This window comes from Metapseudomonas otitidis, from assembly GCF_011397855.1.
Lineage (GTDB): Bacteria > Pseudomonadota > Gammaproteobacteria > Pseudomonadales > Pseudomonadaceae > Metapseudomonas > Metapseudomonas otitidis.
In genome coordinates this window covers 3,619,961-3,645,214 of the sequence record NZ_AP022642.1, presented here as the reverse complement: position 1 = coordinate 3,645,214, position 25,254 = coordinate 3,619,961, and the positions used below count along the sequence as shown (strand labels likewise).

The 25,254-nt window shown below is 69.4% G+C and carries 29 protein-coding genes; 17 read left to right on the top strand and 12 right to left on the bottom strand.

From position 1 onward, the window contains the following. Positions 1 to 61 precede the first annotated feature (61 nt). Genes fliD through PotMrB4_RS16620 form a run of 8 tightly spaced genes read left to right on the top strand, consistent with a single transcriptional unit; the run spans position 62 to position 6,220 of the window. Positions 62 to 1,387: a flagellar filament capping protein FliD gene (gene fliD, locus PotMrB4_RS16655; protein WP_172433966.1), complete on the top strand. Its 1,326-nt coding sequence runs from the start codon at positions 62 to 64 to the stop codon at positions 1,385 to 1,387. Further along, on the top strand, positions 1,384 to 1,782 hold the full coding sequence (fliS, locus tag PotMrB4_RS16650; protein WP_044406994.1) for a flagellar export chaperone FliS: 399 nt from the start codon (positions 1,384 to 1,386) through the stop codon (positions 1,780 to 1,782). Before fliD ends, fliS begins: the two co-directional genes overlap by 4 nt. Next, complete coding sequence (locus PotMrB4_RS16645; RefSeq protein ID WP_172433965.1) at positions 1,766 to 2,080, top strand: hypothetical protein; 315 nt, start codon at positions 1,766 to 1,768, stop codon at positions 2,078 to 2,080. Before fliS ends, PotMrB4_RS16645 begins: the two co-directional genes overlap by 17 nt. Before the next feature lie 3 nt (positions 2,081 to 2,083). Then, entirely contained in the window at positions 2,084 to 3,073 is a 990-nt protein-coding gene (locus PotMrB4_RS16640) for a flagellar hook-length control protein FliK (protein ID WP_172433964.1), read from the top strand. 18 nt (positions 3,074 to 3,091) lie between these two features. After that, positions 3,092 to 3,565 (top strand): flagellar basal body-associated FliL family protein, encoded by a 474-nt coding sequence (locus PotMrB4_RS16635; RefSeq protein ID WP_107331272.1) that lies wholly within the window; start codon positions 3,092 to 3,094, stop codon positions 3,563 to 3,565. Positions 3,566 to 3,575: 10 nt separating this feature from the next. After that, positions 3,576 to 4,310 carry a FliA/WhiG family RNA polymerase sigma factor gene (locus PotMrB4_RS16630; RefSeq protein ID WP_074967963.1) on the top strand — a complete coding sequence of 245 codons (735 nt, stop codon included), beginning with the start codon at positions 3,576 to 3,578 and terminating at the stop codon, positions 4,308 to 4,310. A gap of 9 nt (positions 4,311 to 4,319) precedes the next feature. Continuing rightward, positions 4,320 to 5,192 carry a flagellar motor stator protein MotA gene (gene motA / locus PotMrB4_RS16625; RefSeq protein ID WP_172433963.1) on the top strand — a complete coding sequence of 291 codons (873 nt, stop codon included), beginning with the start codon at positions 4,320 to 4,322 and terminating at the stop codon, positions 5,190 to 5,192. Continuing rightward, positions 5,189 to 6,220, top strand: a complete 1,032-nt coding sequence (locus tag PotMrB4_RS16620) for an OmpA family protein (RefSeq protein WP_172433962.1) — start codon at positions 5,189 to 5,191, stop codon at positions 6,218 to 6,220. Before motA ends, PotMrB4_RS16620 begins: the two co-directional genes overlap by 4 nt. On the opposite strand, the gene PotMrB4_RS16615 is transcribed toward PotMrB4_RS16620, so the two are convergent. The 10 genes from PotMrB4_RS16615 to PotMrB4_RS16570 all read right to left on the bottom strand — a co-directional run bounded on the left by PotMrB4_RS16615 (position 6,157) and on the right by PotMrB4_RS16570 (position 15,353). Then, on the bottom strand, positions 6,157 to 6,663 hold the full coding sequence (locus tag PotMrB4_RS16615; protein ID WP_172433961.1) for a hypothetical protein: 507 nt from the start codon (positions 6,661 to 6,663) through the stop codon (positions 6,157 to 6,159). The genes PotMrB4_RS16620 and PotMrB4_RS16615 overlap by 64 nt on opposite strands. Further along, positions 6,660 to 7,532 (bottom strand): transcriptional regulator, encoded by an 873-nt coding sequence (locus PotMrB4_RS16610; RefSeq protein WP_232060722.1) that lies wholly within the window; start codon positions 7,530 to 7,532, stop codon positions 6,660 to 6,662. The genes PotMrB4_RS16615 and PotMrB4_RS16610 overlap by 4 nt, the downstream gene beginning before the upstream one ends. A 615-nt stretch (positions 7,533 to 8,147) precedes the next feature. Next, on the bottom strand, positions 8,148 to 8,990 hold the full coding sequence (gene lafA, locus PotMrB4_RS16605; protein WP_172433959.1) for a lateral flagellin LafA: 843 nt from the start codon (positions 8,988 to 8,990) through the stop codon (positions 8,148 to 8,150). Positions 8,991 to 9,098: 108 nt separating this feature from the next. Continuing rightward, complete coding sequence (locus tag PotMrB4_RS16600) at positions 9,099 to 11,195, bottom strand: flagellar biosynthesis protein FlhA (protein WP_172433958.1); 2,097 nt, start codon at positions 11,193 to 11,195, stop codon at positions 9,099 to 9,101. 3 nt (positions 11,196 to 11,198) lie between these two features. Beyond that, a complete protein-coding gene (flhB, locus tag PotMrB4_RS16595) occupies positions 11,199 to 12,329 on the bottom strand; it encodes a flagellar type III secretion system protein FlhB (RefSeq protein ID WP_172433957.1) in 1,131 nt (376 codons plus the stop codon). Beyond that, positions 12,322 to 13,119, bottom strand: a complete 798-nt coding sequence (gene fliR / locus PotMrB4_RS16590) for a flagellar biosynthetic protein FliR (RefSeq protein WP_044399934.1) — start codon at positions 13,117 to 13,119, stop codon at positions 12,322 to 12,324. Before fliR ends, flhB begins: the two co-directional genes overlap by 8 nt. Before the next feature lie 2 nt (positions 13,120 to 13,121). Then, positions 13,122 to 13,394, bottom strand: a complete 273-nt coding sequence (locus PotMrB4_RS16585; RefSeq protein WP_044399931.1) for a flagellar biosynthetic protein FliQ — start codon at positions 13,392 to 13,394, stop codon at positions 13,122 to 13,124. A gap of 17 nt (positions 13,395 to 13,411) precedes the next feature. Then, on the bottom strand, positions 13,412 to 14,158 hold the full coding sequence (fliP, locus tag PotMrB4_RS16580) for a flagellar type III secretion system pore protein FliP (RefSeq protein ID WP_044399928.1): 747 nt from the start codon (positions 14,156 to 14,158) through the stop codon (positions 13,412 to 13,414). Beyond that, entirely contained in the window at positions 14,155 to 14,517 is a 363-nt protein-coding gene (locus PotMrB4_RS16575; RefSeq protein WP_172433956.1) for a FliM/FliN family flagellar motor switch protein, read from the bottom strand. The genes fliP and PotMrB4_RS16575 overlap by 4 nt, the downstream gene beginning before the upstream one ends. Beyond that, a complete protein-coding gene (locus PotMrB4_RS16570; protein ID WP_160483202.1) occupies positions 14,514 to 15,353 on the bottom strand; it encodes a FliM/FliN family flagellar motor switch protein in 840 nt (279 codons plus the stop codon). The genes PotMrB4_RS16575 and PotMrB4_RS16570 overlap by 4 nt, the downstream gene beginning before the upstream one ends. Positions 15,354 to 15,786: 433 nt before the next feature. On the opposite strand from PotMrB4_RS16570, the gene PotMrB4_RS16565 reads away from it, so the two are divergent. The 9 genes from PotMrB4_RS16565 (at position 15,787) to flgN (ending at position 23,580) form a co-directional block, all read left to right on the top strand. Further along, a complete protein-coding gene (locus tag PotMrB4_RS16565) occupies positions 15,787 to 17,208 on the top strand; it encodes a sigma-54-dependent transcriptional regulator (RefSeq protein WP_232060721.1) in 1,422 nt (473 codons plus the stop codon). Positions 17,209 to 17,225: 17 nt separating this feature from the next. Beyond that, a complete protein-coding gene (locus PotMrB4_RS16560) occupies positions 17,226 to 17,555 on the top strand; it encodes a flagellar hook-basal body complex protein FliE (RefSeq protein WP_172433955.1) in 330 nt (109 codons plus the stop codon). 20 nt (positions 17,556 to 17,575) lie between these two features. Further along, positions 17,576 to 19,237, top strand: a complete 1,662-nt coding sequence (gene fliF / locus PotMrB4_RS16555; protein WP_172433954.1) for a flagellar basal-body MS-ring/collar protein FliF — start codon at positions 17,576 to 17,578, stop codon at positions 19,235 to 19,237. After that, on the top strand, positions 19,212 to 20,270 hold the full coding sequence (locus PotMrB4_RS16550; protein WP_172433953.1) for a FliG C-terminal domain-containing protein: 1,059 nt from the start codon (positions 19,212 to 19,214) through the stop codon (positions 20,268 to 20,270). Before fliF ends, PotMrB4_RS16550 begins: the two co-directional genes overlap by 26 nt. Before the next feature lie 7 nt (positions 20,271 to 20,277). Further along, positions 20,278 to 20,970 (top strand): flagellar assembly protein FliH, encoded by a 693-nt coding sequence (fliH, locus tag PotMrB4_RS16545; protein ID WP_172433952.1) that lies wholly within the window; start codon positions 20,278 to 20,280, stop codon positions 20,968 to 20,970. Between the two features lie 4 nt (positions 20,971 to 20,974). Further along, positions 20,975 to 22,306, top strand: coding sequence for a flagellar protein export ATPase FliI (gene fliI / locus PotMrB4_RS16540; RefSeq protein ID WP_172433951.1), 1,332 nt, complete (start codon positions 20,975 to 20,977; stop codon positions 22,304 to 22,306). Next, positions 22,303 to 22,725, top strand: coding sequence for a flagellar FliJ family protein (locus tag PotMrB4_RS16535; RefSeq protein ID WP_044399905.1), 423 nt, complete (start codon positions 22,303 to 22,305; stop codon positions 22,723 to 22,725). Before fliI ends, PotMrB4_RS16535 begins: the two co-directional genes overlap by 4 nt. A 145-nt stretch (positions 22,726 to 22,870) precedes the next feature. Beyond that, complete coding sequence (locus PotMrB4_RS16530) at positions 22,871 to 23,155, top strand: flagellar biosynthesis anti-sigma factor FlgM (RefSeq protein ID WP_172433950.1); 285 nt, start codon at positions 22,871 to 22,873, stop codon at positions 23,153 to 23,155. Further along, on the top strand, positions 23,152 to 23,580 hold the full coding sequence (flgN, locus tag PotMrB4_RS16525) for a flagellar protein FlgN (RefSeq protein WP_172433949.1): 429 nt from the start codon (positions 23,152 to 23,154) through the stop codon (positions 23,578 to 23,580). The genes PotMrB4_RS16530 and flgN overlap by 4 nt, the downstream gene beginning before the upstream one ends. On the opposite strand, the gene PotMrB4_RS16520 is transcribed toward flgN, so the two are convergent. Together PotMrB4_RS16520 and PotMrB4_RS16515 are read right to left on the bottom strand one after the other, a co-directional pair. Then, positions 23,565 to 23,717: a DUF2256 domain-containing protein gene (locus PotMrB4_RS16520; protein ID WP_172433948.1), complete on the bottom strand. Its 153-nt coding sequence runs from the start codon at positions 23,715 to 23,717 to the stop codon at positions 23,565 to 23,567. The genes flgN and PotMrB4_RS16520 overlap by 16 nt on opposite strands. Continuing rightward, positions 23,714 to 25,252 carry a cryptochrome/photolyase family protein gene (locus tag PotMrB4_RS16515; RefSeq protein ID WP_172433947.1) on the bottom strand — a complete coding sequence of 513 codons (1,539 nt, stop codon included), beginning with the start codon at positions 25,250 to 25,252 and terminating at the stop codon, positions 23,714 to 23,716. The genes PotMrB4_RS16520 and PotMrB4_RS16515 overlap by 4 nt, the downstream gene beginning before the upstream one ends. Positions 25,253 to 25,254: the final 2 nt, after the last annotated feature.

Here is a 25,254-nt window from a genome sequence, read left to right as displayed (position 1 = left end):
CAGTTGGCATCGGCCTTGCTCCGGCGCTGGTCACCATTGCCAGTTCCAAGGAGCCATCCCGATGAACATCGATACCGAATACGCCCGCCAGCAGGCCACCCAGTTGGCCACCTTCGAGGTGCAGGCAGCCCGGGCGCGGGCCAATCGCAGTCAGCAGGCCTACCGTGCCCAGGGCGATGCGCTGGCGAACCTCGACAAGGCGCTGCGCACCTTCAGCACGTCGATCCGCGAGTTCAAGAGCGAGAGTCGGCCAATCCTGGCCAACGAGGCCGTGTTCAGTCAGGAGGGCCGGGCGACGGCCCAGGTCGGGGCGACTGCCAGCACGGGGCGCTACAGCTTCTTCGTCGAGCGCCTGGCCAGTGCCCACCAGGTGGCCCTGGAAGGGCTGACGGCGGACGGCATCGGCACCCAGGGGGTGCTGACCCTTCAGCAGGCCGGCAAGTCCTACAGCCTGGACCTGGCCAGCGTCGACCGCGACGGTGATGGCCGCAACAGCCCCGAGGAGCTGCAGCAGGCGCTGTCCACGACCCTGGCCGGCAGTGGCATCAGCACGACGCTGGTACGGGCGGACGGCAAGCTGTCCCTGGTGCTCAGTGCGCGGGAAAGCGGTGCCGCCCAGGCGATCAGCCTGTCCCTCCAGGGGGGCTCCGGCCCGCTGGCGGCCGCTGTTGCCAACCCGCGGACCCTGGCCGAGGCACGGGACGCCCAGGTCCGCCTGGGCGGCGAGGACGGCCTGTTGCTGACCCAGCCGACCAACCGATTCGATGGTGTGGTGGAGGGTGTTTCGCTGACCTTCACCCAGGCCCACCGCCCGGGGGAAAGCCCGCTGCAGGTCACTGTGCGCCGGGACGAGAAGGGTACCCGCGAGCGTGTGCAAGGCTTCATCGATGCCTTCAATACCTTGCTGGGCAGCTTCGACAGCCTCACGGCGAGCGGCGGAAGTGATGGCAGCGGTCGGGGGGCGCTGGCCGGTGACGCCACCGTGCGCAGCATCGAAAACCGGCTCAATGCCGTGCTGCGCAGCGGCTTCGGGGGGCGCAGCCTGGTGGAGTACGGCGTCAGCGCCGACCGCAACGGCAAGCTCACGCTGGACACCAAGCGCCTTGAGAAGGCCCTGGCCGAGCAACCCGGGGAGCTGGACAAGCTGTTCCGCGAACCCGGACGCCTGGTGGAAAGCCTGGAGCGCAGCCTCACGCCCTACATCGGCAGCACGGGTCAGCTGAAGAGCCGCCGCGATGCCATCGCCAGCAACATCCGTCGCATGGATGGCGTGTTCGAGAGCCTGCAGCGGCAGTACGACACCTCCTACCAGCGCTACCTGCGTCAGTACACGGCGATGACCCAGGCCCTGGCCTCGATGCAGCAGACCGGGGGGCTGTTCGCATGAACGGGTTCAACCTGGACGACAGCTACGGCGGCTACCGCGCCGTGGACCTGGAGGCCCGCACCGCCGCCGCGGCCCCCTACGAGTTGGTGCTGGTGCTGTTCGACGGCCTGCTGGACGAGCTGGCCCGCGCCCGTGGCCACATCGAGGCGCGCCAGTACCAGCAGAAGGGCCAGTCGCTGGAGAAGTGCCTGAACATCCTCAACGGCCTGTCCAGCGCCCTCGACTACGAGGCCGGCGGCGAGCTGGTGCAGGGCCTGGCGCGACTCTACGACTACTGCATCTATCGCCTGTCCGAGGTCAGCGTGTCCCTTTCCCTGGAGGGGCTGGACGAAGTGGTGCGCCTGCTGGGCGTGCTGCGCGAAGGCTGGGAGGGGGTCAATGCCACTCGCCGCTGAACACCGCCGCCTCGCGGCGCTGGCCGATCGCCTGGTGCAAGTGCTCACCGGCCACGAATGGGAGGCCCTCGCGCCCCTGGATGCCCAGATCGCCCGCTGCCTCCATGCACTGCGCCAGCAGGGGCACGTCGGCGTCGCCGACTGCCTGGTGTGCCGCCGCATGCGCCGCCTGCACCAGCAGGCTCAGCGGGATTGCCGCACGGAGCTGCGCCGCCTGGAGCGCCAGCTCAGCCATGACCTGGACGCCGCCGAGGGCCGCCAGGCCTACCTGATCACGGATTGCCAAACCGGAGCCTGACCCATGGACATCAACATCCTGGCGCCGCCCCCCAGCGGGGCGGCGCAAGCCCCCGCCTTGCCGAGCGCCACCCGTGCTGCTGACGAGCGCCCCGAGGCCGTGGAGGCCTGGGACCCGATCCTGGCGCTGCTCGCCCAGGAGGCGCCACCCCCGATGGCACCCGCCGTGGACGAGGCAGCGGGTAGCGCCCAACCCGCTGAGCTGATCGACCCGACCTCGCTGCTGGCCCTTGCCCAGGGCCAGCGTGACCTGCAGGTAACCCTGCGGGACCCGGTACGCCATGACATGCCGGAGGGGCTGAACGAGCGCCTGGCCTTGCCGCGACAGCGCCCGGCCTGGGCAGGGGAGGCCATGCCTGCCCAGACGCTGCTGCCCGAGGGTGAGCCCGTACCCGTTCAGATGGAGCCGAGCACCCGCGAGCGGCTGGACTCGGCCCCCGGACGCCTGCCCGTCGAGGCCAGCCTGCGCGAACCGCTGCTGGAGGCGCCACGGTTTGCCCCCTCGCCAGGGCGGCCGACCCAGGTGGCCGAGACCACGGCGGAACGACCGCTGGAGCGCACGGTGCACCTGCCCGGCCCCCAGGCGCGCTGGGGCGAGCAGATGTTGCAGGCCCTGCGTGACAGCGTGGAGCTGCAACTGGGCCAGCGCAGCCAGAGTGCCCGGCTGCGCCTGGACCCGGCCGAGCTGGGCAGCCTGGAGATCGTCCTGCGCCAGGAAGGCGGCCAGCTCAGCGTGCAGATCGCCGCGTCCCAGGGCGACGTCGCGCGCCTGCTGCAGCAGGGCAGCGAGCGCCTGCGTCAGGACCTGGCCGGGCAGCAGGGCCTGCCGGTCAGCGTCTCGGTTTCCACCGAGGGCGGCTCCGGGCAACCGGGCCGCGAGCGCCAGGGGCGCGATGACGGCCCCGCTGTGCTGGCGATTCACGCCAACCCCCTCGACACCCAACGCCAGAGCGCCCGCCACGATGGCCGGGACGACGTGCTGGTAACCGTCTGATTCACCGAGTGAGGTCCCATGTCCACCAACCGCCTGATCCTGCTGATCTTCGTGCTCAACGCCGTGGCCGTCGCTGCCGGCGTTGCGGTCAACCACCTGCTGGTGCAGTCGGCCTTGGCCGCGTTGCCCCTGGGTGGCGAGCCCCGCGAGGAGGCCGAGAAGAAGTCCGAGCCCTCCGTCGAATTCGTCTTCCTGCCGGTGGAGAAAATCATCCTCAGCCTGCCGGGGCGCGAGCGCGAGCACTACTTCGTGCTCGACGTGGTGCTCCAGGGCCCGGCCGGCACCGACAAGAAGAAGCTCGAGCAGGTGGTGCCGATGGTGCGCAGCTCGGTCGCCGCCAACCTCTCCACCCTCCAGGCCGACGAGTTGCGCGCCCTGGGCTTCGAGGCCCTGCGCCAGCGCCTCGAAGAGGGACTCAACGCCGACTTCGCCGCGCGCAATGCCGCCAAGCCCTTCGACAACCTGCTGGTCAGCAAGCTGATCGCCCAATGAGGTCGCCCCCATGCACGCCATTCTTCCGCTCGATACCGACCAACCCGATTTCACCGCCGGCCCGCGCCGGCACTCCGCCGAGGCGGAGCAGCGCTGGCTGCTGCAGTACCTGCCGCTGGTCAAACGCATCGTCCGCCAGCTCTCGCTCCAGGCCAGCCAGGTGATGGACCGCGAGGACATGGAGCAGATCGGCCTGATGGGCCTACTGGAGGGGCTGCGCCGCTACGGCGAGCCGGATGCGCAGTTCCCGCGCTTCGCCTCCCTGCGCATCCGTGGCGCCATCCTCGACGAACTGCGCCGCCTGGACTGGCGGCCGCGCCAGCTGCGCCAGCAGACCCACCGGGTGCGCGATGCCATTCGCGCCCTGGCCCGGCAACTGGGGCGCGTGCCCCGCGAGGCGGAGATCCTCGCCGCCACCGGGCTGGATTGCGCGGCCTACCAGGAGCACCTGCGCGCCGAGTGCGGCGAGGCCATCGAGAGCCTCGACGTGCTGCTGCAGGAGCAGCACCTGCAGTTCGCCGGCGAGACCCCCGGCCCGGAGGCCCGCGTGCTGCAGGAGCGTCTGCTGAGCCAGGCCCTGGCCCAGCTCAGCGAGCGCGAGCGCCTGGTGCTGACGCTGTACTACCAGCAGGACCTGAGCCTGAAGGAGATCGCCCTGGTGCTCGAAGTCACCGACGCGCGGGTCTGCCAGCTGGTCAAGCAGGCGCTTGGCCGCGCCTGCCAGTTCCTCACCGAAGCCGCCTAGGTCCCGACCATGCAGAAGATCATTGGAAGCCTGATCATCGTGGCCTGCGTCCTCGGTGGCTACGCCATGGCCCACGGCGAGATGCGGGTGCTCTGGCAGCCGTCGGAGATGGTGATCATCCTCGGCGCCGCGCTCGGTGCGCTGATCGTCGCCAACCCCAAGGACGTGCTGGTGGAGATGTTCGCCCAGCTGAAGACGGTGTTCACCCAGGGACCTCGCGGCGAGGAGTTCCAGCGCCAGTTGCTGATGCTGCTGTACGAGCTGCTGGAGATGGTCGACGCGGGTGGCCTGAAGGTGCTCGACGAGCACATCGAGGCCCCGGAGCAGAGCGAGCTGTTCGCCCGCTACCCGCTGATCCTGCGGGAGGAGCACCTGATGTTCTTCATCGCCGACAACTTCCGCCTGATGGCCATGGGCAAGATCAGCGCCCACGAGCTGGAGGGTTTTCTCGAACAGGAGCTGGAGGCGATGGAGCACGCGTTGCTGCAGCCCTCCAAGTCGCTGCACAAGGTCGGTGAGGCGATGCCGGGCTTCGGCATCCTCGCCGCGATCATGGGGATCATCATCACCATGGGCAGCATCGGCGGTTCGGTGGCCGACATCGGCAACCACGTCGCTGCGGCCCTGGTGGGCACCTTCCTCGGCATCTTCTTCTGCTACTGCCTGATGGACCCGCTCAGCAACGCCATGGGCCAGCGGGTGAAGACCGAGCTGTCGGCCCTGGAATGCGTGCGCACCACCCTGGTCGCCCACGTCGCCGGCAAGCCCACGCTGCTGGCGGTGGACGCCGGGCGCAAGCTCATCGAGCAGGACGTCAAGCCGCCCTTCAAGCAGCTGGAAACCTGGGTCAACCAGTACGAAGAGGAGCGCAGCAAAGCATGAGCCGCAGCGGCGACAAGGCCCACGGCCATGAAGTGATCATCAAGCGCAAGGGCAAGAAGGGGCACCACGACGAGCACGGTGGGGCCTGGAAGGTGGCCTTCGCCGACTTCACCCTGGCGATGATGGCGCTGTTCATGGTGCTCTGGATCGTCCAGCCCCAGGCGCGCTCCCAGAGCCCCAGCGCCGGGGAGCTGATGCTCAACCCGATGGTGGATGGTGGAGCCGGCGTGTTCGACGGCACCAGCCGGCTGCCGCTGGACCTGGAAGGCCGCCCGGCTTCCCTGGCCCCGCGCCGCGAGCCACCGAAGAAGCCCGAGGACTCCCCTGCACCCCAGGCCGAGGCTGCTCCTGCCGAACGCAAGGTGGCCGAAAGCCGCCCTGAAACCCCAGCGACGAAGGACAAGGAGGCATCCAGGTCGCCCCAGCTGTTCCGCACGGTGGAGGACCTGGAGCGCCTGGCGCAGATGATCCGCGACATGGCCGGCGAGGTGGATGCCCTGGCCAACCTGGAGGTGGACGTGGTGCCCCAGGGCCTGCGCATCCTCATCCACGACGACCAGCGCCGCGCCATGTTCGCCCGTGGCAGCGCACGGCTGGAACCGCACTTCACCGGCCTGCTGCAGGCCCTGGCGAAGGTGTTGGCGGGGGTGGAGAACCGCCTGATCCTCAGCGGTCACACCGATGCGGTGCCCTATCGGCAGTCCGGCTACGACAACTGGAACCTGTCCGGCGACCGGGCCCTGCAGGCGCGCAATGCGCTGCTGGGCGGCGGGCTGCCAGCGCAGCGGCTGCTGCAGGTCGCTGCCCAGGCCGACGTCATGCCGGTGCGGCCCGAGGCACCGGAGGATGGCGCCAACCGCCGCATCGAGATCCTGCTGCTGACCGAACACGCGGAGCGGCTCTATCGGGAGCTGTTCGGCGACAGCTATGCCCAGGCGCGTGTCGGCGCCGGAGGCGTGCGCTATCAGGGGCCTGCCAGCCCCTCCACCGAAGTCATGGGGGGCGGGGTGGGCGAGTCCACCCGGTAGGGGCAGATGACCCGATGGGTCTCGATGCCATAGAAACAACCGGCCACGGGCAGCACATGGACACGTGCCCCGGGCTGGGTATGACGCAGCAGGGTGTAGGCCAGCTGGCCGTCCACCCCGTGTGTATCACCGGCCACGCCACCGTGCTCGACCTTCACTTCGATCGCCCCCAGCCAGTCCACTTCCACCCGCCCGGCCACCACCAGCACGCCGGTGCGGTCCTGCTTGATCGTCGAGTAGAAGCGCCCGTCGTGCAGCATCGAGGTATGGGTGATCGGCATCACCCGGCCATCGGCCAGCACCGCCTCGCCCTGGACCTTGAAGCAGCCGGTGGCGGGCAGGTTGGGCTGGCGCTGCCAGGCGACCAGCCCGGTGCCGACGAGCAGGGCCAGTGCCACCAGCGGCACGCCCCGTAACAGGGTGCGGTCGAGACGCCGGATCATTGCAGGCACCTCCGCCACTGCTGGTCGGAGACCCGTCCCACCTGGTCCTGGTGGACCATCAGCCAGTTGGCGCGGCCGTCCGGCTGCAGGCAGATCACCTCATAGAAGTCGGCACTGCTGTACATCAGCAGGTCCGCCGGGCGACGTGCCACGCGCGCGAGCTGGTCGCGAAAGATCAGGGCATTGCGCTTGAGCTCCGCCAACTGCTGGGCGTTGTCCTCCACCAGGAGGATGTCCAGCTGGCCCAGGCGCAGCGTCTCCGTGGCCATCGCCCGCAACTCCGGCGGCTGGTACACCTGCACCGCACCGATCAGTGACAACCCCAGTACACCGGCGCCCAGTGCCACAGGCAGGCGTTGCCTCCAAAGGCGGAGCGCCGAGCGTGCATGCGCGAAGCGGGGCGGGTGGGGTGGCAGCGAGGGGGCCGGGTCTTCCCGTGTCGGCAGGGGGGCAGGGACGGACGCGAGGGGCACGACCACGGCCACGGTCGGTTCCTCGACAGGGGCGGGTTCGGCGGCTTCGTGGGTGATCTGCAGCAGGTAGCCGGGGTTGAACATGTAGCCCCGGCGCGGCAGCGTCTGGATGATCTCCCGCTGGCGCTCGTCGTGCAGGAGCTGGCGCAGGGTGTAGATCTGCTGGTTGAGGCTGCCCTGGCTCACCACCCGGTCGTGCCAGGCGTATTGCAGCAGCTCGTCCCGGGAGACCACCTCGCCAGGGGACTGCAGCAGGCGCTCCAGCACCTTGCTGCCGGAGAACCCCAGTTCGATCCGCTCCTCCTGGTCGGCCTGGATCAACGAAAGCTGAAAACGCAGCGGATGGAAGCGGACCTGGCAGTCCGTACGACCGGTTCGCAAGTAGATGCAAGACATGTGGCCTCCACTCATTTTCTTGTTCTTTCCATGGGTAAGCAAAATCCGACATCTCGGTCAGAATTTCGGGGAAGGGCCGGGATGCGGGTGCGATTATTGAGGGTGGAGTCAGGTTTTTGGGGGGTGGTGACGAGTATTGTTTTTGGCGAAATTTCCTATTGTCAGGTCAGCCTTTAAGGCTGCTTCCTCGGAATGCGAGAAGTAGCGGGTATGTGCGGCGAAATTCGCCAACTGGAAAGGTTTCGTGAAGGCTTCGTTGTGGCGGCTGGAGCGTCTTTGCAATGAGGTGCGTCAGGGCGTAATCGCTCTGAATAAGCCCTTTTGACGGGGGAGGGGCGCAGGGAGGAGGACGTTGCATTCAGGACGGAGGGGGTGAAGCCGGGGAAGACGTGGCTTCTACAGAGTTTGCGATTTTTGTTGTCGGTTTTTTCGCTGTTTTTGCGGTTTTGCCTGAATCATTCCGTGCCAAGGATTTGCGTAACCGGGTTCGGCGCGGATGAGGGGATAACCCGTCCAGCAGGCTCATCCGCCGCCAAAGCAAAAAAGACGCCCCGGTTTCCCGGGGCGTAAAGCCAGGCTCTGCTGGACAGCGCAGGCTGGAGGGGGAGGAACCGGTCAGCCGAGCAGCGACATCACCAGGGAGGGCATCTGGCCGGCCTGCTTGAGCATGGAGATGCCGGACTGCATGAGCATGGTGTTCTTGGTCATGTTGGCGCTTTCGGTGGCGATGTCGGCATCGAGGATGCGGCCGCGGGCCAGGTCGGTGTTGTCCTTCATGTTGGCCAGGTTGTTGGCGGTGTGGTTCAGGCGGTTGATGTTGGCGCCGAAGGAGGCACGCATGCCGCCGATGGCGTCCAGGGTGCTGTCCAGGGCAGTGATGCCGGCCTTGGCGTTGGCGTTGTCGTCCAGCTTCAGGGCCTGCAGGTCGTCGGTCAGGGTTTTCTTCAGGGTGGCCATGTCGGCGCTGACGTCCAGGGTCAGGGTCTCGGCGGCGGTGGCGCCAATCTGGAAGTTGACCGCCTTGGAGAATTTGCCGCTGTCGGAGAACAGGTTGTCGCCGGCGTAGGTGGTGTTGCCGAAGATGTTTTCCACTTCCTTGGCCAGTTGGTCGAACTCGGCCTGGATGGAGGTGCGGTCCTTGGCGCTGTTGGTGTCGTTGGCCGACTGGGTGGCCAGGTCCTTCATGCGCTGGACGATGCTGGTGATTTCGTTGAAGGCGCCCTCGGCGGTCTGCAGCAGGGAGGTGGCATCGCCGGTGTTGCGGTTGGCGACGCCCATGCCGCGGGTCTGGGCATTGAGGCGGGTGGCGATCTGCAGGCCGGCGGCGTCGTCGGAGGCCGAGTTGATGCGCAGGCCGGTGCCCAGGCGTTGCTGGTTGAGGGCCAGGGTGCTGTTGGTGCGGTTCAGGCTGCTCTGGGTGACCAGCGCGGAATAGTTGGTGTGAATCGACAAAGCCATGGGTACTTCCTCTGCAAGTTGCCTGTGTGGCTGGCTGAACTGCCTGCCTGTGTCTGGAAAGCGACCGGCCCGGGAAGCGCCTTAAACATCGATTTCCAGACGCCTTGCTCAACCCAGGGTGCCCACCACCTTGAGCCCCACGCGCTCGGGAATCTCGTTCTGCGAGAGCACGTGCAGCCCGGGGCTGAACACCCGCGCGTAGCGCGCCAGCAGCGGGCGCAGCTGTGGCATCACGGTGAGGATCGGTGGGTGGCCCTCGCGGCGCAGGCGTTCCTTCACCGCGGGCATGGCGCCTTGCAGCTGGTTGAGCAGGGCCGGCTCCACGGGGATCGCGTCCAGGCTCACCGGCCCGGTCTGCTGCGCCAGGCTCAAGGCCCCGAGCAGGGTGTTCTCCAGGGCTGGGTCCAGCAGGAACACCCCCAGCTCGCCGCGCTCCCCGGCGATCTGCGCAACGATGGTGCGGCGCAGCGCGTAGCGCGCATCCGCCGCCAGCAGCAGCGGGTCCTTGGTGCTCTCGCTGCCTTCCAGCAGGGCGGTGGCCAGGGTCACCACGTCGCGCAGCGGTACCTCGTCCTGCAGCAGGTGGCGGCAGGCGCGGTGAATGGGGCCGAGGCCCAGCTGGGCGCGCAGGGTCTCGGCCAGCTTGGGCGCCTCCAGGGCCAGGCGCTGCAGCAGCAATTCCACGTCGTCCAGGCGCAGCAGGTCCGGCAGGTTCTGGCGGATCACCTTGTTCAGGTGGGTGGCGATCACGCTGGCGCAGTCGATCACCTGGTAGCCCAGGTTCAGGGCGCGGGCCTTCTCGGTGGGCTCGATCCACACCACCTGCATGCGGTACGCCGGGTCGGTGGCGAGGATGCCGTCGATCTCGCCGTACAGCTCGGGGGAGGGGATGGCCATCAGCCGGTCGGCGTGGATTTCGGCGGACTCGATGGTCTGGCCGTTGATCTGGATGCTGTATTGCGAAGCCTTCAGCCGCAGGTTGTCGCGGATGCGCACCTCCGGCAGGAGGAAGCCCAGGTGCTCGGACAGCGATTGGCGCACCCCGCGCACCCGCTGCGGCAGCGGCGCACCGCCGGCCTCGTTGACCAGCCCCACCAGCTTGTAGCCCAGGGACAGCCCCAGGCGCTCGACGCCGGGAAGGTCCTCCCAGCCCAGCGGCGCGTTGTGCGGGCTGTCCATGGCCTGGGCCAGGGCCTCGGTGCGCTCCAGGGTGTGTGCCTCTTTCGGGGGGGCGCTGCGTGCCACCCGCCAGGCGACGAAGCCCACCAGCGCGGCGAAGGCCAGGAAGGCCAGGTGCGGCATGCCCGGCACCAGCGCCAGCACCACCAGGATGCCGGCCACCGTGGCCAGCAGCGAAGGCGAGGCCAGCAACTGGCGTTGCACCAGGGCGGTGATGTCGGCGGACTCGTTGACCCGGGTGACGATGATCGCCGCCGCCGTGGACAGCAGCAGCGCCGGGATCTGCGCCACCAGGCCGTCGCCGATGGTCAGCAGGGCGTACTGGCGGAAGGCGTCGCCACCGCTCATGCCGTGCACCAGCATGCCGATGGCGGTGCCGCCGAAGAGGTTGATCAGCAGCACCAGGATGCCGGCGATGGCGTCGCCCCGGACGAATTTCGAGGCCCCGTCCATGGCGCCGTAGAAGTCCGCCTCCTTGGCCACCTCGCGGCGTCGCTCGCGGGCCTGTTCCTGGTTCAGCAGCCCGGCGTTGAGGTCCGCGTCGATGGCCATCTGCTTGCCCGGCAGGGCGTCCAGGGTGAAGCGCGCGGTGACCTCGGAGATGCGCTCGCCACCTTTCGTGATGACCATGAAGTTGATGATCATCAGGATCACGAACACCACCAGGCCGACGATGAAGTTGCCGCCGATCACCACCTCGCCGAAGGCCTCGATCACCTTGCCCGCTGCGCCGCTGCCGGTGTGGCCGTCCAGCAGCACCACGCGGGTGGAGGCCACGTTCAGTGACAGGCGCAGCAGCGTGGTGACCAGGATCACCGTCGGCAGCAGGGAGAAATCCAGCGGCCGCTGGGACGAGACGCTGACCATCAGCACCAGGATCGCCAGGCCGATGTTGAAGGTGAACAGCGCGTCCAGCAGCAGCGGCGGCAGCGGCAGGATGATCATCGCCAGCACGCTGAGGATCACCAGCGGGATGCCGATCCGCCCGCTGCGCAGGCTGGCCAGGAAATGGGACAGGGTGGGCATGGGTCAGCCTCGTTTCAACAGGTCGTCGGGAATCGGGAAATGCTGCGGCGGCACCGGCCGCGCGCGGCGGCCCTGGCGCCAGGCGCGCAGTTGCAGGATGTAGTGCAGCACCTGGGCCACCGCCCCGTAGAGCGGTGCCGGGATCTGCTGGTTGACCTGGGTGGTGAAGTACAGCGCCCGCGCCAGCGGCGGCGCCTCCAGCACCTCCAGGCCCCGGGCGGTGGCCAGCTGGCGGATGTACAGCGCCGTCTCGTCCACGCCCCGGGCGATCACGTAGGGCGCTCGCGCCCGCTGCGGGTCGTAGCGCAGCGCCACGGCGTAGTGCTCGGGGTTGACGATGACCACGTCGGCCTGGTCGATCACCCGGGTGACCTGGCGCTGGGCCATCTGCCGCTGCAGCTGGCGGATGCGCCCCTTCACCTCGGGGCGGCCTTCCTGCTGCTTGTGCTCTTCCTTGCGCTCCTGGCGGGTCATGCGCTGCTTGCGCAGGAAGAAGAAGCGCTGCAGCGGCACGTCCAGCACGGCGAACACCACGAACACCGCCACCAGCGCCAGCGCCGTGTCGCCCATCAGCCGCAGCGCCCCGGTGATGGCCCCCAGGGTGTCGCCGTGCTGCAGCGCCAGCACCTCCGGCAGGCGCAGGGCAAAGGTGAACCAGGCCACCCCGGCCAGCACCGCCATCTTCGCCAGGGACTTGAGCAGCTCCGTCCAGTTCTGCCAGGCCACCAGCCGGCCCAGGCCCTTGATCGGGTTGAGCCGCGAGCCCTGGGGCTGCACGTTGCGCCAGGCGAACATCCAGCCCCCGGCCAGCAGCGAAAGCGGCACCACCAGCAGCGGCACCACCAGCAACGGCAGCAGTACCCCCACCAGGGTGGCGATGGCGCGGCCGGCCAGCGCCTTCAGGTCGTCCGCGCCCTGGTGGCCGGGCGCAGGCAACTGGTGCACCTCGCGGAACATCTGCTCCAGGCCGTCCAGCATGCCCGGCAGTGCCGAGCGCAGCGCCAGCACCGCCACCAGCAGGGTGGCGCCGGTGGCCAGGTCGCGGGAGCGGGCCACCTGGCCCTCCCGGCGGGACTTGCGCAGCTTGTGCTCGGTGGCCTCCTCGGTACGGTCCTGGGCGCTGGACTCAGCCATCGCGGGCCTCCAGCAGCAGGTTGCCGAGGCTGTCGAGGGTCGCCCGGGTCAGCTCCAGGTAGTTGCCCGGCAGGCTCGCCAGGGTCAGCGAGAGGCAGGCCAGGCCGATCACCACCGCAGCGGGGAAGCCCAGGGAGAACAGGTTGAGCGCCGGCGAGATGCGGTTGAGCAGGCCGAAGCCGAACTGCACCAGGCTCATGCACACCACCATCGGTAGGGCGATCAGCAGGGCGGCGGCGAACATCCAGCCGAGGCCGCCCAGCAGCGCATCCATGCCGGCGTAGTGCAGGCCGCTGCCCACCGGCCAGTAGAGGAAGCTCTTGTACAGCACGCTGACCACCAGCAGGTGCCCGTCGATGGCCAGGAACAGCAGCATCAGCAGGATGAAGTAGAGCTGGTAGATCGCCGAGCTGGAGGACACGCCGTTCAGCGGGTCGTTGTACACCGCCATGCTCAGCCCCAGCAGGGTCGAGACCAGGTCGCCCACCAGGCTGAACACCGCGAACACCAGTTGCAGGCTCAACCCCAGCAGCACGCCCACGGCGATCTGCTCCAGGGTCGCCAGCACACCGGGGGCCGACAGCGGCTCCAGTGTCGGTGCAGGCGGCAGCACGCCGCCCAGGGCCCCGGTCAGCACCAGCGCCAGCAGCACCCGGGCGCGCACACCCAGGGCGCGGTGGCCGAAGCCCGGTGCCGTGGCGAACAGCGCCAGGGTCCGGCACAGCGGCCACCAGTAGCGGGCCAGGCCTTCCAGGGCGGTGGTGGCCTGCAGCAGGGGATCGCCGGCCATGTTCAGCCCACCAGCCGCGCGGCCTGGCGGAAGGACTCGATGAACAGATCACCGAGCCGGGTGAGGATCCAGTGCCCGGCCAGCACCAGCATCCCCAGGGTGATGAGCAGGCGCGGCAGGAAGCTGAGCATCTGCTCGTTGATCTGCGTGGCGGCCTGGAAGATGGCCACCACCAGCCCGCCCAGCAGGCTGGGCACCACCAGCACGCAGACGATCAGGGCGATCACCTCCACGGCGTGGGCGATGATGGCGACGGCGGTATCGGGGGTCAGCATGGCGTGCTCCTCGTCCGTCAGTAGGGCTGCACGCTGCCGGCGAGGGTGCCCACCGTCAGCGCCCAGCCATCCACCAGCACGAACACCATGAGCTTGAACGGCAGCGAGACCATCATCGGCGAGAGCATCATCATGCCCATCGCCATCAGCACGCTGGCCACCACCAGGTCGATGACCAGGAACGGCACGAAGAGCATGAAACCGAGCTGGAAGGCGGTCTTCAGCTCACTGAGCACGAAGGCCGGCAGCAACAGCAGGAAGTCCACCTCCTCGCGGCGCTCCGGCAGGGTCTCCCCGGCCAGCCCGGCGATGGCCTCCAGGGAGGCCTCGTGGGTCTGCGCCAGCATGAAGCGGCCGAGGATGTCGCGGCCCTTGCCGAGGGTTTCCTGCAGGGTCAGCCGGTCCTCCTCGAAGGGCAGGTAGGCCTCGTCGTGCAAGGCCTGCCACACCGGCCGCATCACCAGCAGCGTGAGCACCAGGGCGATGCCCACCAGCACGTTGTTCGGCGGGCTCTGCTGCAGGCCCATGGCCTGGCGGAGGATGGACAGCACGATGATGAAGCGGGTGAAACAGGTCATCAGCATCAGCATGGCCGGCAGCAGGCCGAGCAGGCTCATGAGGATCAGCACCTGCAGCTTGACGCTGAAGTCCTGCCCGCTGGGGGTGTTCTCCAGGCTGAACAGCGTCAGTTCGCCGCCGGCCGCACCCGCCAGCCCCGGCATCATCGCCAGCACGGCGATCAGGGTGCGCAGCCAGCCGCTCATGCGGTCAGCCCCTGGAGCGGGTTGCCGGCCAGTTCGAGGATGCGCAGGCCGTAGTTGCCGTTCATCACCACCACTTCGGCCTTGGCGAACAGCGCGCCGTTGACCTTCACGTCCAGCGGCTCGCCGGCGAGCTTGTCGAGGATGATCACGCTGCTGGCGTCCACATCCAGCAGCTCGTTCAGGGCCACCTCCACCGAGGCCACCTCCAGGGTGACGTTGACCGGGATCTTGCCGAAGAAGCGCAGGTCCGGCGCGGTGGCGGCGGCGGTCACCGGAGTGACGTCATCCAGCGGGCCCAGGGCCATGGCATCGTTCGCCAGCAGGGCGCCGTCGTCGTTGTCGAGCGGGGTGTCGTTCATGCGGATTTCTCGCTTTCCAGGAAGGTGAGGAAGAGGGTGCCCTGGTCATCGAACAGGGCGCCGCGGAACAGCTTCTGGCGGTTGATGCAGACGTCGACCCGCTCCTCCATTCGGATCAGCATCACATCGCCCACCTGCAGCCCCAGCACGTCGGCCAGGGACAGGCGCGCCCGCGCCAGCACGCAGTCCAGGCGCACCGGCAGGTGCTGGATGGCCCGGGCCGGGTCGCCCAGCTGGCGCGTTGTGGTCGGCGCCGAGACCCGGCGGATCAGCTCGTCCGTCCAGGCCGCGTCCAGGTAAAGGCGCAGGTCGCCGGGGCGCTGGCTGAGGTGGCTCAGGTAGCGCAGGGTCACGACGTACTCCCAATGCACCTCGGCGTAGCTGTCGTGCTGGCGCTCCAGCGGGCCCGGTGCGTCACCGGCCAGCAGTGCCTGGCCGAGGCGCGACAGCACCTGGCCGCCGATCCGCTCGCGCATGCGCGCCTCCGAGCTGCTTTCCGGCGGCAGTTCCTGGTTGGCCGGCGGCGTGCCGCCGTAGTAGCTCTCCAGCACCTCGCCCAGCAGGCTGCGGTCGATGCCGAAGCCCAACTGGCCGATGGGGGACTGGTAGATGCATTCGGGCGGCGTCTCGACCTGCTCCTCCACCTGCACCTCCTGCAGCTCCAGGTTCAGGCGGTAGTGGCCGAGGAAGTAGTCGCTGACCAGGCGCGGGTAGCGGAAGGCGGTGTCCCGCACGTAACCCGGTATCCGGTGGTAATGCCGACCCAGCTTCTGCGGCTGCAGGGTCGTGATGCATTCGGCAGGCACGTCGTTATGGATTTTTCGGCTTGTGTTCATGGGCATCCTCTGCGGCCGTTCGGGCGCCAGGTTCTTTAGGAAACCTGGCAGAGCGTTGTCGGTCCTTTCGCAGCGGATGCCTGGATCGCAGGTCGCGGCCCGGTTTTATCCGGGCGTTGCAGTAAAGAAGGCTCCTGCATCCGCGTGCGATTCGGATACTAGGAGCCGGCGAAGAAGGCTTTAAATCAATTGATCTCAAAAACCCCGCATTGATGAATTCTTGTCGTAGCTGACAGGAAATAAGGCCATTTGTGTGTGGACTTTTCCGATGCGGTGCTAGCGTCGTTTCCAGGCCAACGAGTCGACGCCCTTGCGTCCTCCCGAGCCCTCCGATCCATCACCTACCAACAACAGGCGAACACGCCCGGCCTCGATCCGACGCCAGGGCTCGGGGACGACTGCGCCCCGAGGTTTCGCGAACAGGACGTTTCGAATGGGGGTTACCACCGTGAACATGATGAGCGCTCTCCGCTTTCCCGGGTCCGACCCGCTGCCGGGGCTGGACCGGCCCGATGCCGCCGCCTGGCGCCAGGCACTGGTGATCGGCATGCCCTGGAGCGAGCACCACGCACCGCTGCTGGAGGCCCTGTGCCTGGGCGGCTGCGAGGTGCGCACCGCCCTCGACCTGGCCCAGGCCCGCGACCAGCTGCGCGACGGCGGCCTGGCCTTCCTGCTGCTGGGGGACCTGCCCGTCGAGCAGACCTGCCAACTGGCAGGCGAGCTGCTGCAGCGCCACCCGAACCTGACCCTGGTGCCGGTGGTGGGCTACGCCGACCAGGAGCGCGCCGCGGCCCTGCTGGAGCTGGGTTGCACCGACTACCTGCTGGCGCCCTTCGGCGATGGCCAGGTGGAGGCGCTGCTGTGCCGCCTGGCGCGTGCCGCGCTGGCCGACCAGGGCTTCGTCACCCGCTCGCGCACCGGCCGCCGCCTGCTGGCCCTGGCCCAGCGCATGGCGCTGTCGCGTACCCCGGTGCTGATCACCGGCGAGACCGGCACCGGCAAGGAGCTGATGGCGCGCTACGTGCACCGTTTCTCCGCCACCCCGGATGCGCCCTTCGTCGCGGTCAACTGCGCGGCGATTCCCGAGTCGATGCTCGAATCCATCCTCTTCGGTCATGAGCGGGGCGCCTTCACCGGTGCCGTCAGTGCCCAGCCCGGCAAGTTCGAACTGGCCAACGGCGGCACCCTGCTGCTGGACGAGGTGGGCGAACTGCCCCTGGCGCTGCAGGCCAAGCTGCTGCGGGTGCTGCAGGAGCAGCGCGTCGAACGCCTGGGCGGGCGCCGCGAGATCGAGCTGGACGTGCGCATCATTGCCGCCACCAACCGCGACCTGCAGGCCGAGGTGGCCGCCGGGCGCTTCCGCGCCGACCTGATGTTCCGCCTCGACGTCCTCGCCCTGCACATCCCGCCGCTGCGCGAGCGCCCCGAGGACGTGCTGCCCCTGGCCCAGGCCCTGCTGGCCAAGCACGCGCCCCAGGACGCCGGCCGTGAACTGCTCACCGCCGAAGCCAGCCGCCTGCTGCTGCAGCACGACTGGCCGGGCAACGTGCGCGAGCTGGAGAACTGCCTGCAACGCGCCCTGGTGCTGCGCAACGGGCTCTACATCCAGCCCGGTGACCTGCGCCTGCAGGGCGCCCAGCCGATGCCCCGCGATGCCCTGCGCGGGCTCGGTCTCGACGAAGGCGGACGCGCGGCCCTGCGTGCCAGCGCCAAGCTCGCCGAGTACCAGCACGTGATCGACACCATCCGCCGTTGCGGCGGCCACAAGAGCAAGGCGGCGGCCAGCCTGGGCATGACGCCCCGGGCCCTGCGCTACCGCCTCAGTGCCATGCGCCAGCAGGGCGTGGTGCTTTGAACCGGAAGGAGACCGCCATGCCCAGCATCGCCAGCGTCCAGCAGCACCTGCTGGACCTCCAGCACACCCTGGCCGAAGCCAGTCGCGGCGGGGTGTTGCCTGCCAGGCCCTTGCCCGGGGGGCTGCCCCCCGGCCCGGCGGACAGCTTCGCCGCCGCCTTGCGCGCAGTGGACGCCCAGCAGCACGCCGCCGGCCAGTCCATGGCAGCGGTGGACAGCGGGCGCAGCACCGACCTGGTGGGCGCCATGTTGCAGAGCCAGCGGGCCAGCGTGTCCTTCAGCGCGCTGCTGCAGGTGCGCAACAAGCTGGCCACCGCCTTCGACGACATCATCCGCATGCCGGTGTGATCCGGACTGGGAGTTCTAGCGTGCTCGACAACATTCGCGACAGGCTGCCCGCCGGTGGCCTGCGACTCGACCCCCGCCTGGGCATGGCCGGCCTGGCCGCCGCTGCCGCATTGCTGGCGGCAATGGTCGTCTACTGGCTGTGGCGCGACAGCGTCGGCTACCGCGCGCTGTACGGCGCCCACGAGGCGTTTCCCGCCGCCGATGTGCTGCAGGTGCTCGACGGCGAAGGGGTGGACTACCGCCTGCACCCGCAGACCGGCCAGGTGCTGGTGCGCGAGGCCGACCTGGCCGCGACCCGCCTGCTGCTCTCGGCCAAGGGCGTGCAGGTGGCGGTGCCCCCCGGCTACGAGCTGTTCGACCGCGAGGAGCCCCTGGGCAGCAGCCAGTTCGTCCAGGACGTGCGCCTGCGCCGCAGCCTCGAAGGCGAGCTGGCGCGCACCATCGCCGAGCTCAAGGGCGTCGACCAGGTGCGCGTGCACCTGGCCCAGGAGCCCAGCCATTCCTTCGTTATCGGCCGCCGTGAGCCGGCCAAGGCCTCGGTGATGCTGCGCATGGCTGCCGGTCAGCGCCTGGCCCCGGAGCAGGTAGCGGCCATCGTCAACCTGGTGGCGGCCAGCGTGCCGCAGCTGGCCCCCGAGGCGGTCAGCGTGGTGGACCAGAACGGCGTGCTGCTGTCGCGCCAGGGCGTGGTCAACGGCGCACTGCAGGACAACCAGGTGGCCGAGGGCTACCGCCAGCAGGCGCTGGCCAACCTCGATGCGGTGCTGGCCCCGGTGCTGGGTGCCGGCAACTACCGGGTCAGCGTCAGCCCCGACTTCGACTTCAGCCAGAAGGAGGAGACCATCCAGGCCTACGGCGACACCCCGCGCCTGCGCAACGAGGTGGTGCGCAGCGAAAACACCCTGGACCAGCTGGCCCTGGGTGTACCGGGCTCCCTGAGCAACCGCCCGCCACCCGCCAAGCCCGCCCCACCGGCCGGGCAGACGCCGGCCGCCGGCACCCCGCCGCCAGCGGACAACCCGGCCTCCACCAGCACCCGCAGCGAGAGCACCCGCCAGCACGAACTGGACCAGCGCATCACCCACGTGCGCCACCCCTCGTTCCAGTTGCGCCGGCAGAGCGTGGCGGTGGTGCTCAACGCTGCCGCCGCGCCGGAGGGCGGCTGGAGCGAGGCCGCGCGCAAGGAGCTGGAGGCCACCTTGCGCGGTGCCGTGGGCTTCGATGCCGAGCGCGGCGACCAGCTGATCCTCAGCGTGATGCCCTTCGTGGCCCTAAAGACGCCCGAGGAGCCGGAGGTGGCCTGGTGGGAGAGCCCGCAGCTCTACGAATACGCCCGCTTCGGCGTGGTGGTGGTACTCGCCTTGCTGCTGCTGTTCCTGGTGCTGCGGCCGGCCCTGGCCGGGCTGCGCCGTCGCCAGGACGCGCCGCCAGCGGCCCTGGAGGACGGCTTGCCGGCAGGGGAGCAGGGGTTATTGCCCGGCCGTGGACCGGGCCAGGCCTTGGGCGGGGGGGTGTTCGGCGAAGCCAACCCTTTGGCCGAGGTGCGCCTGCCGGCGCCCGGCTCGGGCCTGGAGATGCAGGTGGAGCACTTGCAGCTCCTGGCCAGGAACGACCCGGAACGGGTTTCGGAAGTCATCAAGCATTGGATAGGTCGTCATGAACGAGACAACGACTCCGCCTGAAGAAGGCGCGAACCAGGCGGTACGCAAGCGCGTGCCCCCGGGGCGCGCCATGAGTTCCCTGGAGCAGGCGGCGATCCTTCTGCTGAGCATGGGCGACGACATGTCGGCCAGCGTGCTGCGGCAGTTCGGCCGGGAAGAGATCGTCGCCCTCAGCCAGGCCATGGCGCGGCTCTCCAACGTCAAGCAACCCATGGTGTCGGAGGTGATCGGGCGCTTCTTCGACGACTACCGCGAGCAGAGCAGCATCAAGGGCGCCTCCCGCCAGTACCTGTCCGGCATGCTCGGCAAGGCCCTGGGCGGGGACATCACCCGCAGCCTGCTGGACAGCATCTACGGCGAGGAAATCCGCGCCAAGATGGCCCGCCTGGAGTGGCTCGACCCGCGCCAGTTCGCGGCGCTGATCGCCAAGGAGCACGCGCAGATGCAGGCGGTGTTCCTCGCCTTCCTGCCGCCATCCATGGCCACCGACGTGCTGGAGTCGATGCCGGCCGAGCGCCAGGACGACCTGCTGCTGCGCATCGCCAACCTCACCGAGATCAACGCCGACGTAATCGCCGAGCTGGAGGCGCTGATCGAGCGCAGCCTGGCCGTGCTCGGCACCCAGGGTTCCCAGGTGCGCGGGGTCAAGCAGGCCGCCGACATCATGAACCGCTTCAAGGGTGATCGCGGGCAGATGTTCGAGCTGCTCCGGGCCCGCAGCGAGACCCTGGTGAGCCGCATCGAGGACGAGATGTACGACTTCTTCATCCTCTCCCGGCAGAACCCGGCGGTGCTGCAGACGCTGATGGAGAGCATCCCGCTGGAGGATTGGGTGGTGGCGCTCAAGGGCGCCGAGGCCGAACTGGTCAAGGCGGTGCAGGGCGCGCTGCCCAAGCGCCAGGCGCAGCAGATGGAATCCATCAGCCGGCGCCAGGGCCCGGTACCGCTGAGCCGTGTGGAGCAGGTGCGCAAGCAGATCATGGGCGTGGTGCGGGAAATGGCCGCTGCCGGTGAGTTGCAGATCCAGCTGTTCCGCGAAGAAACCGTGGAGTGAGTGATCCATGAACAGCCGAGTCATCAAGGGAGACAGTGCGGGATGGCGGCCTTATCGCTTCCCGCCGCGCAGTCGTCTGGCCGGGGTCATCGGCGAACGGGAGGCCGGCCTGGGTGGCCAGGCGGGCCTGTCCAACGGCTACCAGGCGGCCGTGGAACAGGGTTACCAGGAGGGCTGCGAGCAGGGGCGCGCGGCCGGCCATGCCGAAGGCGTGGCACAGGGCCTGGCGGAGGGGCGGCGCCAGGCCCGGGAGGAGATCCGGGCGGCCGCCCAGCAGCGCTTCGAGGAGGCCAGCGCGCCCCTGCAGCAGTTGATCGAGGCGCACCGTACGCTCAATCGCGACCTGGAGCGGCGGCGCCGCGAGGAGTTGCTGGAGCTGGTGCGCAAGGTGGCCCAGCAGGTGATCCGTTGCGAGCTGACCCTGAGCCCCATGCAGCTGCTGAGCCTGGTGGACGAGGCCCTGGCCGGGCTGCCGGGGGACCCGGGGGAGGTGGAGCTGCGCCTCAACCCCGAGGAGTGCGCACGGCTGCGGGACCTGGCCCCCGAGCGCACCGCCGCCTGGCGCCTGGTGCCGGATGAGGGCCTGGGGCAGGGCGAGTGCCGCCTGGTCACCGCCCAGGCCGAGGCGGACATCGGTTGCCAGCAGCGCCTGGAGGCCTGCCTGGAGACGCTTTCCGACCACCTGATCAAGGAGCATTGAGGTGATGGGACTGGATGAACGATTCGACCTGGACCAGGCATTGCGCTCCCTGGACGGCGTCCAGCTGGCCACCGTCAGCGGCCGCCTGGTGCGGGTCTCCGGCATGCTGCTGGAGAGCCTCGGCTGCCGCCGCATGACCGGCCAGCGCTGCCGGGTGGAGACCGCCGACGGGCGCGGGTTGGAGGCCCAGGTGGTGGGCTTCGACCGCGACATCACCTACCTGATGCCGTTCAAGAAGCCCGAGGGGCTGATGGCCGGCTCGCGGGTCTTCCCGGTGCGTGACGGCCAGCGCGTGGGCATCGACGACAGCTGGTTGGGGCGGGTGGTCAACGGCCTTGGCGAGCCCATCGACGGGCGCGGGCGGCTGGCCGGGCGCGACCCGCTGCCGTTGGGGCTGCCCAACGTCAACCCGCTGCTGCGCCGACCGGTGACCGAGCCGCTGGACGTGGGCGTGCGCGCCATCAACGGCCTGCTGACCCTGGGCAAGGGCCAGCGGGTGGGGCTGTTCGCCGGCAGCGGGGTGGGCAAGAGCGTGCTGCTGGGAATGATCACCCGCCAGACCAAGGCCGAGGTGGTGGTGGTCGGGCTGATCGGCGAGCGTGGCCGCGAGGTGCAGGAGTTCATCCTCCACGCCCTGGGGCCCGATGGCCTGCGGCGGGCGGTGGTGGTGGTGGCGCCGGCCAGCGAATCGCCGCTGATGCGCCTGAAGGCCACCGAGCTGTGCCACACGGTGGCGGGCTACTTCCGCGACCAGGGCCACGACGTGCTGCTGCTGGTGGATTCGCTGACCCGCTACGCCATGGCCCAGCGCGAGATCGCCCTGGCCCTGGGCGAGCCGCCGGCCACCAAGGGCTACCCGCCGTCGGTGTTCGCCCTGCTGCCGGAGCTGGTGGAAAGCGCCGGCAACGGCGCGCACGGGCAGGGCAGTTTGAGCGCCATCTACACCGTGCTGGCCGAGGGTGACGACCAGCAGGACCCGGTGGCGGACTGCGCCCGGGCGATCCTCGACGGGCACATCGTGCTGTCGCGGCGGCTGGCGGACATGGGCCACTACCCGGCCATCGACGTCGCCGCCTCGGTCAGCCGCTGCATGGCCCAGGTCACCAGTGCCCGTCACCAGGGCGCGGCGCGGCAGTTCAAGGAGCTGCGCGCGGTGTACGAGCGCATCCGCGAGCTGATCCCCCTGGGCGGTTACACCCCGGGGCAGGACCCGCGCACCGACCGGGCGGTGCAGCTGGCGCCCAGCCTGGAGGCCTACCTGCGTCAAGACACCCATGAGGCGGCCGAACTGGAAACCACCCTGGACAACCTGTTGCACCTGCTGGGAGGCCTATGAAGCACCGTATTGAATCCCTCGACCGTCTGGCCCTGTTGCGGGCCGGCAAGGTCCGCGACGTGCAGGCACGGCTGGCCCACCAGGCCGACCTGTGCCAGCGCTGCCGGGCCAACATCCAGGCCCTGGAACAACTGGCGGCCGCGTCCAGCGGCGGTGCCTCGCCCCTGGAGCGGGACAACGCCCAGCGCTACAAGCTCACCCTGCACCGCGCCCTGGCCTGGCAACGCCGCGAACTGGCCACCTTCGAACAGATGCGGGAGCGGCTGCAGGCCGAGCTGCAGCAGGCGCGCTTCGACGAGCTGCGCCTGGCCCATGTGCGGGATGACCAACTGGCCCAGTGGCACCAGCTGCAGGCCCGCCAGGAACAACGCCAGCAGGACGCCATGGCCACGCAGAGCTGGCTGCGCGGCCGGTATTGACGGGGCCGTCTGTCTGGCGGTGCGCGTACCCGGTCCCGGGCTGAAGCCCGGGCTACGCCGTGCGCGTGATTCACGGCGGCGTTTAAGCGGGGGGCGATGCGGGTCGCCCAGTGGGAGGGAACCCGTTTGCCCCACTGGAGGCCCCATGGAAATCAACCGAACCCTGCCCGCAGCCCCTGTGACGCCACTGGAGGCGACGTCCCGTCATGATCGGGAGCCGTCCTCGGTGCCGGCAGGCGTGGCGAGCCTGCGTGCCCGGGAGGCGTCGATGCCGCTGGAGGCGCTGCAGGAGGCCCTGCGCGAGCTGCCGGAGATCGACCTCGACCGGGTGCTGGCGCTGCGCGAGCTGCTGCGGGAGAAGGGCCTGGACACCCGGCCCGATACCCTGGCCCGCAGCATGCTGGGCCATCACCGGGGGCAGGAGGGGTGAGCGCGGCGAAGCGCCAGCAGGTGCTGGCCACCCTGGAGGCGGACCTGCTCGCCGACCACCGCGCCATGCCGGCGCTGCTGGAGCACCTGGAGGCCCTGCATGCGGCCCTGACGCGGCACGACCAGGGCCAGGTGGACACGCTCAACGGCTACATCCAGCAGGCGGTGGATGCCATGGCCGAGCGTGCAAAACGACGTGCCCGGGTGCTGCGGGCCAACCGCCTGGCCGAAGGGCGCGGCGGCATGGCGCGGCTGCTGGCCTGCTACCCGGCGGAACGCGCGAATGCCCTGCGGATGGTCTGGGAGGAGCTGGGGGAGATGCTGCAGCAGTGCCGCCGCCTCAACGAACGCAACGGGCGCCTGCTGGCCGCGCAATGCGAGCTGATGGACCGGTGGCTGGAGCCGTCGCTCTACACGCCGGCCTGAGGCGTGGGGCGGCGCTGGCGGCGGCAGCGCTCGGAGCAGTAGCGCACCTCGTCCCAGCAGCGCGCCCATTTGCGCCGCCAGGCGAAGGGCAGGCCGCAGGTGGCGCAGATCTTCTGCGGCAGGTGGGCTTTCTTCACAGCGCCTCCCCGGCGTCGAGCCGGGCCAGCAGGGCTTCGCCCCGGGCCCAGAGGGCGTCCTGTTTGGCCTCGTCCATGCGCTCCAGGCTGCGGTAGATCATGCCCAGGCGGTGGTTGCCGCGCAGGCGGTCGCGGTGGCGCATGAGGAAGTGCCAGTACAGGGCGTTGAACGGACAGGCCCGCTCGCTGGTGCTCTCGCTGACCTTGTAGTGGCAGCTGCCGCAGTAGTCGGACATGCGCTTGATGTACTGGCCGCTGGCGCAATACGGCTTGGAGCCCAGGTAGCCGCCGTCGGCGTGCATGACCATGCCCAGGGTGTTGGGCAGTTCGACCCAGTCGAAGGCGTCCATGTAGACCGCCAGGTACCAGTCGCAGATGGCCGGCGGGGCGATCCCGGCCAGCAGGGCGAAGTTGCCGGTGACCATCAGCCGCTGGATGTGGTGGGCGTAGGCATGTTCCAGGGTCTGGCCGATGGCCTGGCGCATGCAGTTCATGCGGGTGTCGGCGGTCCAGTAGAAATCGGGCAGCGGGCGCTGGTTGCCGAAGGCGTTGCGCTGGGCGTAGTCGGGCATCTGCAGCCAGTAGATGCCGCGCACGTACTCGCGCCAGCCGATGAGCTGGCGGATGAAACCTTCGGCGGCGTTCAGCGGAACGTCGCCGCGCCGGTAGGCGCTTTCCACGTCGTCGCAGAGGCGGCGCAGGTCCAGCAGGCCGATGTTCAGCGCGGCGCTGATGCGCGCGTGGAAGAGGAAGGGCTCGCCTTCGGCCATGGCGTCCTGGTAGTCGCCGAAGGCGGTCAGGCCCTGGTCGAGGAAGCACTGCCAGAGGCGCTCGGCCTCGGCGTGGGTGACGGGGTAGTCGAAGCCCTCCACCTGGCCGTAGTGGTCGCTGAAGCGCTGGCGCACCAGGTCGATCACCGCTGTGGTGGTGGCGTCCGGCGGGAAGCGTGCCGGCAGCGGGGCCTTGACGCCCTTGGGCAGGGCCTTGCGGTTCTCGGCGTCGAAGTTCCAGGCACCGCCCAGCGGGGTGCTGCCGTCGGGCTCCATGAGCAGCCCGGTGCGCTTGCGCATCAGCCGGTAGAACAGCTCCATGCGCAGTTGCTTGCGGCCTTCGGCCCAGCCGGCGAAGGTGGCGCGGCTGCAGAGGAAGCGGTCGTCCTCGTGCCACACCTGGGGCAGGTCGGCGGCGCGCAGGGCCTGCTCCAGGCGCCACTCGCCGCATTCGGTGAGGTGCACCTCCCGCGCCTGCAGCTGCGTGGCCCAGCGGCTGAGCTCGCCGGGCAGGCTGCCGCTGTTGGCGGGGTCGTCGAGCTGCACGTAGTGCACGGTGAAGCCGCGTTGGCGCAGGGCCTCGGCGAAGTGCCGCATGGCGCTGAGGATCAGCACGATCTTCTGCGGGTGGTGCGGCACGTAGCGGGTCTCTTCCTGCACTTCGGCCATCAGCACCGCGTCCTGCGCGGGGTCGAGGGCGCGCAGGGCGGCGAGGTCGAAGCTCAGCTGGTCGCCGAGGACCAGCGCCAGGCGGCGTACGGGCATGG